The sequence below is a fragment of the Stenotrophomonas maltophilia complex sp. Om-AH-Sm3 genome (genome assembly GCF_059337855.1).
Genome location: NZ_JBYBLQ010000008.1, coordinates 85,392 through 98,170, shown reverse-complemented (window position 1 = coordinate 98,170; position 12,779 = coordinate 85,392). Strand labels below are relative to the sequence as shown.

Annotated in this window: 11 protein-coding genes and 1 pseudogene; 4 read left to right on the top strand and 8 right to left on the bottom strand. The window is 67.8% G+C overall.

What is annotated here, in order from left to right; translation table 11 throughout:
* Window positions 1–306: 306 nt before the first annotated feature.
* Window positions 307–1,533, bottom strand: coding sequence for an RNA polymerase-binding protein DksA (dksA, locus tag AC10QF_RS11650; protein ID WP_494542241.1), 1,227 nt, complete (start codon window positions 1,531–1,533; stop codon window positions 307–309).
* A 271-nt stretch (window positions 1,534–1,804) separates the two neighbouring features.
* On the opposite strand from dksA, the gene yidD reads away from it, so the two are divergent.
* From yidD to AC10QF_RS11635, 3 genes are read left to right on the top strand one after another with little or no spacing between them, the layout of a single operon-like run.
* Window positions 1,805–2,059, top strand: coding sequence for a membrane protein insertion efficiency factor YidD (gene yidD, locus AC10QF_RS11645; RefSeq protein WP_005417723.1), 255 nt, complete (start codon window positions 1,805–1,807; stop codon window positions 2,057–2,059).
* A gap of 1 nt (window position 2,060) precedes the next feature.
* Complete coding sequence (locus tag AC10QF_RS11640; protein ID WP_069139798.1) at window positions 2,061–3,407, top strand: dihydroorotase; 1,347 nt, start codon at window positions 2,061–2,063, stop codon at window positions 3,405–3,407.
* Entirely contained in the window at window positions 3,407–4,255 is an 849-nt protein-coding gene (locus AC10QF_RS11635) for a M23 family metallopeptidase (RefSeq protein WP_061478049.1), read from the top strand. Before AC10QF_RS11640 ends, AC10QF_RS11635 begins: the two co-directional genes overlap by 1 nt.
* 87 nt (window positions 4,256–4,342) lie before the next feature.
* Here AC10QF_RS11635 and AC10QF_RS11630 read toward each other — a convergent pair whose 3' ends face one another.
* From AC10QF_RS11630 to efp, 5 genes are all read right to left on the bottom strand, one after another.
* On the bottom strand, window positions 4,343–5,047 hold the full coding sequence (locus AC10QF_RS11630; protein ID WP_111127511.1) for a squalene/phytoene synthase family protein: 705 nt from the start codon (window positions 5,045–5,047) through the stop codon (window positions 4,343–4,345).
* 11 nt (window positions 5,048–5,058) lie between these two features.
* Complete coding sequence (locus tag AC10QF_RS11625) at window positions 5,059–5,754, bottom strand: phosphoglycolate phosphatase (RefSeq protein ID WP_111176198.1); 696 nt, start codon at window positions 5,752–5,754, stop codon at window positions 5,059–5,061.
* A complete protein-coding gene (gene ubiG, locus AC10QF_RS11620; protein WP_494542240.1) occupies window positions 5,751–6,467 on the bottom strand; it encodes a bifunctional 2-polyprenyl-6-hydroxyphenol methylase/3-demethylubiquinol 3-O-methyltransferase UbiG in 717 nt (238 codons plus the stop codon). Before ubiG ends, AC10QF_RS11625 begins: the two co-directional genes overlap by 4 nt.
* Before the next feature lie 24 nt (window positions 6,468–6,491).
* Entirely contained in the window at window positions 6,492–7,835 is a 1,344-nt protein-coding gene (locus tag AC10QF_RS11615; RefSeq protein ID WP_494542239.1) for a TRZ/ATZ family hydrolase, read from the bottom strand.
* A gap of 204 nt (window positions 7,836–8,039) precedes the next feature.
* Window positions 8,040–8,606, bottom strand: a complete 567-nt coding sequence (efp, locus tag AC10QF_RS11610) for an elongation factor P (protein WP_005410381.1) — start codon at window positions 8,604–8,606, stop codon at window positions 8,040–8,042.
* Window positions 8,607–8,702: 96 nt separating this feature from the next.
* On the opposite strand from efp, the pseudogene epmB reads away from it, so the two are divergent.
* Window positions 8,703–9,719 (top strand): annotated as a pseudogene (gene epmB / locus AC10QF_RS11605) (EF-P beta-lysylation protein EpmB); the annotation flags it as partial.
* Here epmB and AC10QF_RS11600 read toward each other — a convergent pair.
* Both AC10QF_RS11600 and AC10QF_RS11595 read right to left on the bottom strand, forming a co-directional pair.
* Complete coding sequence (locus AC10QF_RS11600) at window positions 9,712–11,838, bottom strand: putative bifunctional diguanylate cyclase/phosphodiesterase (protein WP_005417742.1); 2,127 nt, start codon at window positions 11,836–11,838, stop codon at window positions 9,712–9,714. The pseudogene epmB and the gene AC10QF_RS11600 overlap by 8 nt on opposite strands.
* Complete coding sequence (locus AC10QF_RS11595) at window positions 11,835–12,767, bottom strand: phosphate/phosphite/phosphonate ABC transporter substrate-binding protein (protein ID WP_494542238.1); 933 nt, start codon at window positions 12,765–12,767, stop codon at window positions 11,835–11,837. The genes AC10QF_RS11600 and AC10QF_RS11595 overlap by 4 nt, the downstream gene beginning before the upstream one ends.
* Window positions 12,768–12,779: the final 12 nt, after the last annotated feature.

Genomic DNA, 12,779 nt, shown 5'->3' with positions numbered 1-12,779 from the left:
GGCGGACTCAACAGCCGCGAGCACGCATGACCGCTCCTGTCGGCCTGAGCCGAGCGTGGGCTCGGCTCTACATCGGCCGCGCACGCAGGAAACCGTCGAGAGCCTGCGGGTGGGTCCGGGCGGGACCGTCCGCGGCATGGATGCCGCGGCCGAGCTTACAGGGATGTACTTGCAGCGTGTCCTGCCCGGACCCACCCGCAGGCTCACGCCGATACCCGCAAGGCGCCGCTCTACGCAGCCAACACGAACCCAACAAAAAACCCGGCCGAAGCCGGGTTTTTCGCATGACCAGACAACGAACTGGAATCAGTCGCCCTGCTGCTTCTGCAGGTGCTCCCAACGCTCCTGGGCGTCGATGGTACGCTCGGCGGTCAGGCGCGCTTCCAGGCGCTCCAGGCCGATTTCTTCGCCGGTGTCGACGCAGTACCCGTAGTCGCCGGCTTCCAGGCGCTTCAGGGTGCTGTCGATCTTGCCGATCAGCTTGCGGTAGCGGTCGCGGGTACGCAGTTCCAGCGAGTTCTCGGTCTCGCGGGTCGCACGCTCGGCTTCGTCGCCGATGTCACGCACTTCCTCGCGCAGGTTCTCGATGGTCTGCTTGGACTCTTCCACCAGGTCCGCGCGCCAGTTCTGCAGGCGCTGGCGGAAGTACTCCTGCTGCAGCGGGCTCATGTATTCCTCTTCCGAGGACGGCTTGTAGCCAGCCGGCAGGATCGGGCGGCCGGTGGCCTCGTCGGTCTTGTATTCGACCACCTTGTACTTGCTGCGCGGGGCCGGTGCTGCCGAGCGGGCGGCGACGGCCACGGCAACCTTGCCGACAGGGCGCGACACGGTCTTCGGGGCGGAATCGGATTTCACGGCGGTTTTGGCAGGCGATTTCGAAACGGGCACGGGATTCTTGGATTGCGGGGCCTTCGAAGCGGCAGGAGCGGCGGCCGGGGCCGGCTTGGAGGCCGGCTGGGCTGCTGCCACTGCCACGGTCTTGGCCGGGACAGGCTTGGCCGGAGCCGGCTTGGCAGCAGGCTTCGGTGCGGACTTCACTACTGGGGCCGGGGCCGGTTTCACGGCCGGCGCGGCAACATTCTTGGCACCCTTCTTTACAGCGGCAGGCGTGGCGGCCGGTTTAGCCGCAGCGACCTTCTTTGCTACGGGCTTGGCGACCGGCTTGGCTGCAGCCTTCTTCACCACCGCCTTCGGCGCCGGCTTGGCGGCGGCCTTCTTGACCACCGGCTTGGCGGCGGCCTTCTTCACCGGCGCGGCCTTGCTGACGGTCTTCTTCACCGGCGCCTTCTTGCTGGCGGCGGCTGGCTTGGCCTTGGCGGGCGCAGCGGCCTTCTTCGCCACCGGCTTGGTTGCCTTGACCGGCGTTTTCTTTGCGGTGGCCTTCCTGGCCGCCGGTTGCGAGGACGCTGCCTTGGTCGCCGGCTTGCTGGCCGGCTTCTTGGCAACGGGCTTTGCCGCCAACTTCTTCACAACAGGCTTGGCGGTTTTCTTGGCGGCCGTTGCGGCCTTCTTTGCAGTTTTTTTAGCAGCCACGAAACGCTCTTCCTTGGATTCCCCGGGGCCCGGGAAAGCGGGCCTTTATAGCCTACCCGACCCGCAGCAGCAACCTTGGCACCCTGCTCCATTCAGTCCTGGAGTCAAGGTGCCCAAGTGGCAGTCCGACGAACACGGACCGCCTTGCGCGGTACGGAACCTGGCCAACACCCGCGGGTGCTGGTACCGGTCGCAGGCCATCGGCGACATGCGACCAACGGCCCATCCTGCACAAATGCGGCCTTCATGCCAACTGGCATAAGATGACTGGGTGATCTCGCGCCTGCTCATTGCCCTGCTGCGCTTCTACAAGCGCTTCATCAGCCCCCTGCTGGGGCCGCGCTGCCGTTTCGTGCCGAGCTGTTCTGAATACGCGATGGATGCCATCTCCCGGCACGGGCCGCTGCGCGGCAGCTGGCTGGCTGCGCGCAGGCTGGGCCGCTGCCATCCGTTCCACCCCGGCGGCTTCGATCCGGTGCCCGAATCCACCCACGCCCCCTCTTGCCGTTGCACAGGAAAACACTGACATGTCCTCCACCCTCATCACCAACGCCCGGATGGTCAACGAAGGCCGCACCTTCGACGGCGACCTGCGCATCGAGAACGGCCGCATTGCGCAGATCGGCAACGGGCTGGCGCCGCGCGACGGCGAGCAGGTGGTGGACGCCGCCGGGCGCTGGCTGCTGCCCGGCATGATCGACGACCAGGTGCATTTCCGCGAACCGGGCCTGACCCACAAGGGCGACATCGCCAGCGAATCGGCCGCGGCCGTGGCCGGTGGCCTGACCAGCTTCATGGACATGCCCAACACCAACCCGCCGACGCTGGATTCAACCATCCTGGAAGCCAAGTACGAGCTCGCGCGCGGCCGCGCCTGGGCCAACTACGGTTTCTACCACGGTGCCAGCAATGACAACCTGGACGCGATCCGTGCCCTGGACCCGAAGAAGGCCCCGGGCGTGAAGGTGTTCATGGGTGCTTCGACCGGCAACATGCTGGTCGACAACCCGGAAACGCTGGACGCGATCTTCCGCGAATGCCCGACCCCGATCATCACGCACTGCGAAGACACGCCGATGATCGATGCCAACCTCAAGGCCTTCCAGGAAAAGTACGGCGATGCGCTGACCCCGGACATGCACCCGGACATCCGTTCGCGCGAAGCCTGCATCAAGTCGACCCGCCTGGCAATGTCGCTGGCACGCAAGCACGGCACCCGCCTGCATGTGCTGCACATCTCCACCGCCGATGAGCTGGCGCTATTCGAGAAGGGCCCGCTGATCCGCGCCGATGGCAGCCGCAAGCAGATCACCGCCGAAACCTGCGTGCACTTCCTGCACTTCGCGCGCCCGGACTACGCGGCCAAGGGCAACCTGATCAAATGCAACCCGGCGATCAAGGAAGTGTCCGACCGCGAGGCAATCACCGCTGCCTTGGCCGATGACGTGCTGGACGTGCTGGCCACCGACCACGCGCCGCACACCTGGGAAGAGAAGCAGAAGCCCTACGCGCAGGCGCCGTCGGGCCTGCCGCTGGTGCAGTACGCGCTGGTGGCCGCGCTGGAGCGGGTGCACGAAGGCAAGCTGACCCGCGAGCAGGTGGTGCAGAAATTCGCACATGCGCCGGCGCAGCTGTTCGACGTGGAAGAACGCGGCTTCCTGCGCGAAGGCTACTTTGCCGACCTGGTGCTGGTGGAGGACGTGCCGTTCACCGTCAAGCGCGAGGACGTGCTGTCCAAGTGCGGCTGGTCGCCGTTCGAAGGCACCACTTTCCGCTCGCGCATCGCCTCCACCTGGGTCAACGGCCAGCTGGTGTGGGACGGCAGCAAGCTGGTGGGTGAACCCGCCGGCCAGCGCATGACCTACGACCGCTGATGCGTTCGGCACTGATGATCGGGGCGCTGCTGCTGGCCGCGCCCCTGTTTTCCTCTTCCCCTGCGCAGGCGCAGGATGGCATCGGCAGCCTGATCGACAGCCGCGTGGTGTTCCCGGCAAGTGCGTCGCAGGGCGCGCTGGTGATCGGCAAGGTGCCCGCAGGCAGTCGTGTGCAGTACGCCGGCCGCCAGCTGCGGGTGAGCGGCTACGGCAGCGTGGTGTTCGGCATCGGCCGCGACGAGAAGGGTCCGCTGCGCGTACAGGTGCAGCGCCCCGATGGTGGCAGCGAGACAGCCACCATTGCGGTAACGCCGCGCGACTGGCCCACCGAGCGGGTGAACGGCGTGCCGCCGAAGACGGTCAACCCGCCGCCGGCGATTGCCGAGCGGATCAAGCGCGAGCAGGCGCAGGTGACCGCCGCACGTGCCCGCGATGACGACCGCACCGACTTCACCCAGACCTTCATCTGGCCGGTACAGGGCCGCATCAGCGGCCGCTTCGGCAATGCGCGCGTCTACAACGGGCAGCCGGGGGCCGGCCACTCCGGCATGGACATCGCGGTGCCGACCGGCACCCCGGTGAAGGCGCCGGCGGCCGGCATCGTGACCTTCGCTGGGCCGGACCTGTACCTGACCGGTGGCACGCTGCTGCTCGACCACGGCTTCGGGGTCAGTTCCAATTTCCTGCACCTTTCGCGCATCGACGTAAAAGTTGGCGACCGTGTGGAGCAGGGCCAGGTGATCGCTGCCGTCGGCGCCACCGGCCGTGCCACCGGCCCGCACCTGCACTGGGGCATGAACTGGTTCGACACCCGCATCGACCCGTTGCTGGTGCTGGAACGCAAATAACGGTAGTGCCGGCCGCTGGCCGGCAACCGCATGAATTCTGCAGTGCCCGAGCTGCCGGCCAGCGGCCGGCACTACCAGACAGTTGGATCAACCGCGCGCGGCCCACCACACGCGCAGCAACGTGCGCACCGGGGTGGCTTCGATTGGCTTGCCTGCGGCCTGGGCGGCAACGCGGGCGCGCGCCAGGCTCGACCACACGCGCCGCGGGCGCGGGCCCGGCACGCGGCTGCCCCATCCTTTCAGCAGGTACTGGGCCCAGCGCTGCGCGGCCGTGCTGGAATCCTCATCCAACAGGCTGCGCGGCACACCGGCCACGCCGGCGTCCTGCAGGCGCTGGGCCAGGGTCTGCAGCTGCACCGCACGACCGGCGCCGGTGCGCGGCTTGTCGGCAAACAAGGCCGCTTCCACTGCGGCCACGGCCTCGGCGTAATTGGCCAGCGCACGCTCGGCAGCGGCTGCATCCAACGCAACGGTACGCGCTTCAACGAGGTCCGGCAGCGCTTCGGCCAGTTGCACCCACGGCGCACGCACCGGCTCCAGCAGACGGCCCAGTGGATGGCGCGAACGATGCCCTGCCCAGCTGCGCAGCTCCTCGCCCCACCACGCCAGCTTGGCATCGGCGGGCAGCGGATCGCCGCTGGTGTTGAGCATGTCGTCGAACTCCTGCAGCAGCGCAAACCACGCCACTGCGAGCTCGCGTTGCGGTTCGGCCACGAACGGGGCGGCCACCGACCATTCCGGCCAACGGCTGCGCCACTTGTCGAGGAAACTGTCCAGCGCGGTACTGCTCACTACGGGATTCCTTACGGCTGGGCCGGGGCTGCCGGCCGGGTCGGCCAGAGACTGGCCAGTTGCAGAAGTTCAGCGTTCTCGACCAGCACGTCGGCCTGCCAGGCCAGCGGATCGTCGCTGTGCAGGCGGTAGCCCCACAGCGCCGCCACCGACGGCATGGCCGCGGCCCGCGCGGCAATGATGTCGCGCTCGTCGTCACCCACGTACACGCAGTCTTCGGCGGCCATGCCGATGGCCTGCGCAGCGTGCAGCAGCGGCAGCGGGTGAGGCTTGCGCTCGGCCAGGCTGTCACCGCCGACCAGCACCGCGCAACGCTGCTGCCAACCATGTTGCGGCAGGATCAGGCGCGCCAGGTACTCCGGCTTGTTGGTGACGATGCCCCACACCGTACCGGCCTCATCCAGCGCGGCGAGCATGCCGGCCACGCCGTCGAACAGCACTGCGTGCTGGCCGATCAGCGCTTCGTAGCGCTGCAGGAATTCCGGGATCAGCGCGTCACGTGCGGCGACGTCCAGTTCCGGGAAGGCAGCCGAGACCATCGCCCGCGAGCCCTTCGACACCACCGGGCGCAGTGCGGCCGGATCGATGGGTGCACGACCACGTTCGGCCAGCATCGCGTTGCAGGTAGCGACGAAGTCCGGCGCGCTGTCCAGCAAGGTGCCATCCAGATCGAACAGCACCGCGCGCGGGAAGCGTGCAGAGGTCATGCCGGCTTGACCGCGTAGGCCAGATAGTTGATGTCGGTGCGGCTGCTCAGGCGGGCATGGTTGCGCCACGGCTCGTAAGCCATGCCACTGACATCCACCAGCTGCACATCAGCCTCGCGCAGCCAGCGCGCCAGCTCGGCCGGCTTGATGAATTCCTGGTAGTGGTGCGTGCCCTTGGGCAGCAGGCGCGCCACGTACTCGGCGCCGACGATCGCCACCGCGAACGCGGCGGCGGTGCGGTTGATGGTCGACAGGAACAGGTGGCCGCCCGGCTTCAGCAGGCGCTTGCAGGCGTCGATGATCGCGCCCGGGTCTGGCACGTGCTCGAGCATTTCCATGCAGGTGACCACATCGAAACTGCCCGGTTGCTCGGCGGCCAGATCCTCGGCGGCCTGCACGCGGTAGTCGACCTTGGCGCCGCTTTCCAGCGCATGCAGGCGCGCGACCTTGACCAGCTCCGGGGCCAGGTCGATGGCGGTGACGTCGGCGCCGGCCTGCGCCAGTGCTTCGCTCAGCAGCCCGCCACCGCAGCCGATGTCGAGCACGCGCGCACCACGCAACGGCACGCGGTCGGCCACGTACTTCAGGCGCACCGGGTTCAGCGCATGCAGCGGCTTCTGCGGGCCGTCAGCGTCCCACCAGCGGTTGGCCAGCGCGGCGAACTTGTCCAGCTCGGCCTGATCGAAATTGGAGGAAGCGTGGGGGGCAGTCATGAGGGGTCCTTGCGGCGCCAGGGATCAGGCGCGGATATGACGGATGCGCTCGCGCCACTGGCGCGCGTTGGCGATGATGCCCGGCAGGTCCATGCCGACCAGCTCGCGCTGCACCAGCTTCGGCTTGCCGGCGATCCAGACGTCGCTGACCTGCTGGCGGCCGGTGGCATACACCAGCTGCGACAGCACGTTGTGCAGCGGCTGGGTTTCCAGCGCCGACAGGTCGACGCAGACCAGGTCGGCCTGCTTGCCGATTTCGATCGAACCGATGCGGTCACCGAAGCCCAGCGCGCGTGCGCCGCCCAGCGTGGACGCGCGCAGCGTGGTCGCCGCGTCGAGCGCGGTGGCATCATCGGCCACGGCCTTGGCCAGGATCGCTGCGGTACGGTTCTCGCTGAACATGTCCAGATCGTTGTTGCTGGCGCAGCCATCGGTACCGATCGCCAGGTTCACGCCTGCGCGCTGCAGGGCGCAGGCCGGGCAGAAACCGGAGGCCAGCTTCAGGTTGGATTCCGGGCAATGCACCACGCTGACGCCGCGCTCGGCGCACAGGTGGATTTCCGCATCGGTCAGCTGGGTCATGTGCACCGCAATCAGGCGGTCGTTGACCAGGCCGAGCCGATCCAGCCGCGCCAGCGGGCGCTGGCCGTGCAGCCTGATCGAATCGTTGATTTCCTGCGCGGTCTCGTGGGTATGCAGGTGCACCTGCATGTCGAGCTGGTCGGACAGCATCCGCACCCGCTCGAAGTTGGCATCGTTGACCGTGTAAGGCGCATGCGGCGCGAACGCGGTGGCGATCAGCGGATCGGTGCGCCACTGGTCGTGCAGTTCACCGGCCTTGGCGAAGTACTCGTCGTCGGTCTTGGCCCAGGCGGTGGGGAAATCGATGATGACCGCGCCCACCAGCGCGCGGAAACCGTGTTTCTTGTAGACCGCGGCCTGCACGTCGCCGAAGAAGTAGTTCTCGTTGGCGCAGGTGGTGCCGCCGCGCAGCATCTCGGCGATGGCCAGGGTGGTGCCGTCGGCCACGAATTCCGGCCCGATCACGGCCGCTTCCACCGGCCAGATGTGCTGCTGCAGCCAGGTCATCAGCGGCAGGTCGTCGGCGACGCCGCGCAGCAGGGTCATCGGGTTGTGCGTGTGCGCGTTGACCAGGCCCGGCATCAGCGCCGACTCGGGGCGGCTGACCACCTGCGCGGCACGGAAGCGTGCGCGCGCCTCGGCACGCGGCAGGATGGCCACGATCTCGCTGCCACGCACGGCAACGGCATGGTCTTCCAGCACCACCGCATGCGGCTCGATCGGAACGACATGACCAGCTTCGATGAGCAGGTCGCAGGCTTCGGGGAGGTGCGGGCTATCGCTCATGCGGGCTCACTGGCTGGGGGCGGCGAGATACTTCTGGGGACACGCCCCTGGGTCAGGGGCTGCCGTGAAGCGGCGGGGTCTGGAGACCCGTGAAGCGGGGCCCATGATCTGCCGAAGCAGATCATGGGAGCGCCAGCGCGAATGCGCTGGCGCGTGTCCGAGCATGGCTCGGCTCTACAGCAAGGTCGGCCTGCGGCCGGGACCTTATTTGACGCGTGCGGAGTATTCGCCCGAACGGGTGTCAACGCGGATCACTTCGTCCTGGTTGACGAACAGCGGCACGCGGACCACGGCACCGGTTTCCAGGGTGGCCGGCTTGCCGCCGCCGCCCGAGGTGTCGCCACGGACGCCCGGATCGGTTTCGGTGATCTTCAGTTCGACGAAGTTCGGCGGCTGAACGAAGATCGGCTCGCCGTTCCACAGGGTGACCACGCAGGACTCTTCGCCCTTCAGCCACTTCTCGGCGCCGCCCATGCCGGCCTTGGTGGCCTGGACCTGTTCGAAGGACTCCGGGTCCATGAAGTGCCAGTACTCGCCGTCGCTGTACATGAAGTTCATGTCGGTATCGACGACGTCGGCTGCATCCAGCGAGTCGGTCGACTTCATGGTCACTTCCTGGGTACGGCCGTCCTTGATCAGGCGGTACTTCACGCGGGTGAAGGCCTGGCCCTTGCCCGGCTTGACGTATTCGGTGTCGATGATGACGGCCGGTTGGTTGTTGACCAGGATCTTCATCCCGTTCTTGACGTCGTTCATGCCGTAGCTGGCCATGCGTAAACTCCTGAGTGGCAGAAACGCCGCGGGTGCGGCGAGCCGTTAGAATGGAAAGCCCACCGGATGCCGGTGGGCGACTGTTTTTCTGCCCCCATGATAACCGCAGGCCCCCTCTCCATGCAGCTTTCCGCCTTCCCCCGGCCCCAGTCGCCAGGCGCGCCCGCGCGCTGGCAGCAGCTCTGGCGCCAGGCGCTGCGCGACCCGCACGCCCTGCTGGCCCGGCTGCAGCTGGACCCGGCGGCGCTGGGTGTCTCGGAGGCGGCCATGGACCAGTTCGCATTGCGCGTGCCCGAGGGCTTCGTGGCCCGCATGCGCGTGGGCGATGCGGCCGACCCGCTGCTGCGCCAGGTGCTGCCGATCGACGAGGAAATGCGCCCGGCGCCCGGGTTCAGCTTCGACGCGGTGGGCGATGGTGCCGCCAAGAAGGCTACCGGGGTGATCCAGAAGTACCGTGGCCGTGCCCTGCTGGTCGCCACTGGCAGCTGCGCGATCAACTGCCGCTACTGCTTCCGCCGCCACTTCGACTATGCCGCGGAAAACGCTGCCAAGGGCGGCTGGCAGGAGGCCGTAGCCGCCATCGCGGCCGACCCGGACATCGATGAGGTGATCCTGTCCGGCGGTGACCCGTTGTCACTGGCCACGCACAAGCTGGTCGAGCTGACCGACGCCCTGCGCGCGATTCCGCATATCCGCCGCCTGCGCATCCATACCCGGCTGCCGATCGTGCTGCCGGAACGCGTGGACGATGAACTGGTGTGCTGGCTGGGCAGCCTGCCATGGCCGCTGGCGATCGTGGTCCACGCCAATCACGCCAATGAATTCGACGACAGCGTGGACGCGGCGATGGCCCGCCTGCGCGGCGTCGGCGCCCAGCTGCTGAACCAGGCGGTACTGCTGCGCGGGGTCAACGACAGCGTGCAGGCCCTGCAGGACCTGAGCGAGCGCAGCTTCGCCGCCGGCGTGCTGCCCTACTACCTGCACCAGCTGGACCGGGTCGAAGGCGTGGCCCACTTCGAAGTGGATGATGCCCAGGCCAAGGCGCTGATTGCCGGCCTGACCGCACGCCTGTCTGGTTATCTGACCCCGGCACAACGTCAGTCGGTCAGAGGCCCGATTCGATCATCCGCACCACTTCGGTGGCGGTCACCGGGTGGCTCAGCCAGTAGCCCTGGCCAAGATCGCAGCCGCGCTGCACCAGCAGTTCGAACTGCGCCTGCTGCTCGATGCCCTCGGCCACCACGGTGATGCCCAGTGCGTGGGCCATGGCGATGATCGCCGTGGTCAGCGCCAGATCGTCGGGATCGCGCTGCATGTCGGCCACGAAGCTCTTGTCGATCTTCACGCCGTCCACCGGTACCTGGCGAAGATGGCTGAGACCGGAGAAGCCGGTGCCGAAATCGTCCAGCCAGACCTTCACGCCGGTGCGGTGCAGCTTGTCCAGCAGCTGCGCGGCAACCATTTCGTCGCCGATCACCGCGGTTTCGGTCAACTCCAGGTGCAGGCGCGACGCCGGCAGCCCGGACTCGTGCAGGCACTGCGCGACCAATGCCGGCAGTTCACCGCCGCGCAGCTGCCGCGGCGACACATTCACCGACACGAACAGATCATCGCCGCCCGCCCCGCGTGGCCACTGCGAGGCTTCCATGCAGGCCGCACGCAGCACCTTCGGGCCGATGAGCTCGATCAGCCCGCTCTGCTCGGCCACTTCGATGAACACCGACGGCGGAATCGTGCCCAAGGTCGGATGCTGCCAGCGCAGCAGCACTTCCACGCCGACCATGCGGCGATCGCGCATGCGGAAGATCGGCTGGTAGGCCAGGCGCAGCTCGCCGCGCTCCCAGGCCCCGCGCAGCTCCTGCTCCATGTGCACGCGGCGCTCGACCGCGTGGTCCATCGCACGGCTGTAATAGCGGTAGCAGTTCTTGCCGGCCATCTTGGCCTGGTACATGGCGATGTCGCCGTTCTTCAGCAGCGTGGTCGCATCGGCGGCATCATCCGGGAACAGGGTCACGCCGATCGAAGTGCCCAGGAACAGTTCCCGGCCCTGCACCACCAGCGGCTTGCCCAGCTCGCGCACCAGCACTTCGGCCAGCAGCCGTGCGTTGGCCGCCACGTCGCCATCACCGACCAGGATCACGAACTCGTCGCCGCCAAAGCGGGCCAGCAGGGCTTCATCGCCACCGGCCTCGGTAACCGCACTGCCGATGCGCTGCGCGAACTGCAACAGCGCTTCGTCACCGGCCTCATGGCCCAGGGTGTCGTTGACGCGCTTGAAATCGTCGATATCGGCAAACAGCAGGCCCAGCCGATGATTGGATGCGCGCGCGGCCATCAGGCGATGGTCCAGCGCCTCCCTGAATGCCAACCGGTTGGTCAGCCCGGTCAGTGCATCGGTATAGGCCATGCGCCGCACCTCGCGGTCATGGCGGGCGATGGCATCGCGCATGCGGGCGAAGCCGCGCACCAGCTCGCCGACTTCGTCGTCGCGGGTGTTCTCGGCCAGCGGCGCCTGGTAGTCGCCAGCCTCGATGCGGCGCGCCGCAGCGGCCAGGTCCCGGATCGGCGCCACCAGGGTGCGCTGCACGTACAGGATCACCACCACGCCGATCACCACCAGCAGGCCCAGCATCAGCAGCAGCCAGCCCAGGTGGCGGCTGCCGACCTGCTGCAGGCGCTCGCCGAGCGTGGCATTGGCGGCCTGTTCGCGCTGCTGCACCTCGTCCAGCGCCATGCCGACGCGGACGCCGCCGATGCGCTGGTTGCCGACCATGATCGGCATGGTGTTGTCGAGTACCTTGGGCGATTCCTGCACCACCAGCGCCTGCGCCACCGCGGCCTTGGGGGCCAGCGGGTCGGTCATCGGCTGGCCGAAGCCGGACACCTCGATCGAGCCGTCATGCACCAGCCGGCCACGTTCGTCGAACACCAGCACATAGCGCACGACCGGCTGCCGTGCGGTGCTGCGCACCAGCGCACCGACCTGGTCCAGGTCGCGGTAGTACAGCGGGTTGGCCAGCGCGTCGGACAGCTCGCGCGCCATCGCTTCGCCGCGGCTGCGCACGCTGCGGTCGAACAGTTCATGGATGACGCCACCACTGAGGTTGCGCACCTCGCCCTGCATCGCCGCCTGCCGCCCCAGCAACACCGCCAGGATCGCCACCACCACGACCATCGCCCCGCCCATCGCCAGCAGGAACCGGGCCTGCATTCCCGAGCCGAGCCACTTCATTCCACTTCCATCCGCACGCGCGTCAATCCTTGTTTCAATTCATCCAGCCGCTGCTGCGCATGCGCATCGACGCGGTGGAAACCGGAAGTGCCGAAAAACCGATGCAGCGCCCCCTGTGCCTGCGGGTCGCTGGCCGCCTGCAGCAGGACGTCCTGCAGCCGGTCACGTACCCGCGGGTCAAGGTCGGCGCGAACCATTTCCACCGCCCGTGGGTAGGGTTCGGTGCGCAGCAGTTCGCAGAAGTCGCGCCGGAATGCCGTCGGCATCCGTCGCTCGTCATTCCAGTCCACGCTGCTCACCGCCCCCACTTCGACCATGCCCTTGTGCACGAACGTGGCGATGTTCAACTCGCTACGTGCGAACACGTACCCCACGCTGTCCCGGCCCGGCACGTCCCACACACCGGCCAGGATCTGCGGCGCCAGCCCCTCCTGCAGCAGCGTCATCACCGGCACCAGGTAGGCACTGGTGGACGCCGTGTTCTGCAGCGCCAGGCGATGCCCGCGCAGGTCCTGGATCCGCTGGATCGGACTGTCGCGACGCACGAAGAACACGGTCTGGTACTCACGCACGCCATTGCGCTCGGTCAGCAGTAGCGGCCGCGCGCCACTGCGCTGGCCCAGTGCCACCGCCGTACCCGACGTTTCCGTGACCCAGTCGACCTGCCCCCGCCGCAGATAGCTGGCCATCTGCTGCGGGTCGCGTGCCATCAGGATCCGCCCTTCGGTGATGCCGACGTCGTGCATGCGTGCCACCACATAGTCCAGCAACGGTTGCAGCTGCTCGTTATGGGCCTTGGGATCATCGCTGATCCGGCCCAGCACCAGCACCCGGTCCGCTGCTGCATGTACCGTCCCGGCCAGCAGGATCATGACCAGGCTCAGCAGTCCCCTCTGCACTGCCCTTCGCAGACCCGACACAGGCTTCATCCCCCCTGGGTA

Bases quoted from the DNA above. Each gene is read 5' to 3' on its own strand.
- AC10QF_RS11635 (WP_061478049.1), top strand. From the start codon at position 3,407: ATGCGTTCGGCACTGATGATCGGGGCGCTGCTGCTGGCCGCGCCCCTG.
- ubiG (WP_494542240.1), bottom strand. From the start codon at position 6,467: ATGACTGCCCCCCACGCTTCCTCCAATTTCGATCAGGCCGAGCTGGAC.
- AC10QF_RS11595 (WP_494542238.1), bottom strand. From the start codon at position 12,767: ATGAAGCCTGTGTCGGGTCTGCGAAGGGCAGTGCAGAGGGGACTGCTG.
- AC10QF_RS11600 (WP_005417742.1), bottom strand. From the start codon at position 11,838: ATGAAGTGGCTCGGCTCGGGAATGCAGGCCCGGTTCCTGCTGGCGATG.
- efp (WP_005410381.1), bottom strand. From the start codon at position 8,606: ATGGCCAGCTACGGCATGAACGACGTCAAGAACGGGATGAAGATCCTG.
- AC10QF_RS11640 (WP_069139798.1), top strand. From the start codon at position 2,061: ATGTCCTCCACCCTCATCACCAACGCCCGGATGGTCAACGAAGGCCGC.
- AC10QF_RS11615 (WP_494542239.1), bottom strand. From the start codon at position 7,835: ATGAGCGATAGCCCGCACCTCCCCGAAGCCTGCGACCTGCTCATCGAA.
- AC10QF_RS11625 (WP_111176198.1), bottom strand. From the start codon at position 5,754: ATGACCTCTGCACGCTTCCCGCGCGCGGTGCTGTTCGATCTGGATGGC.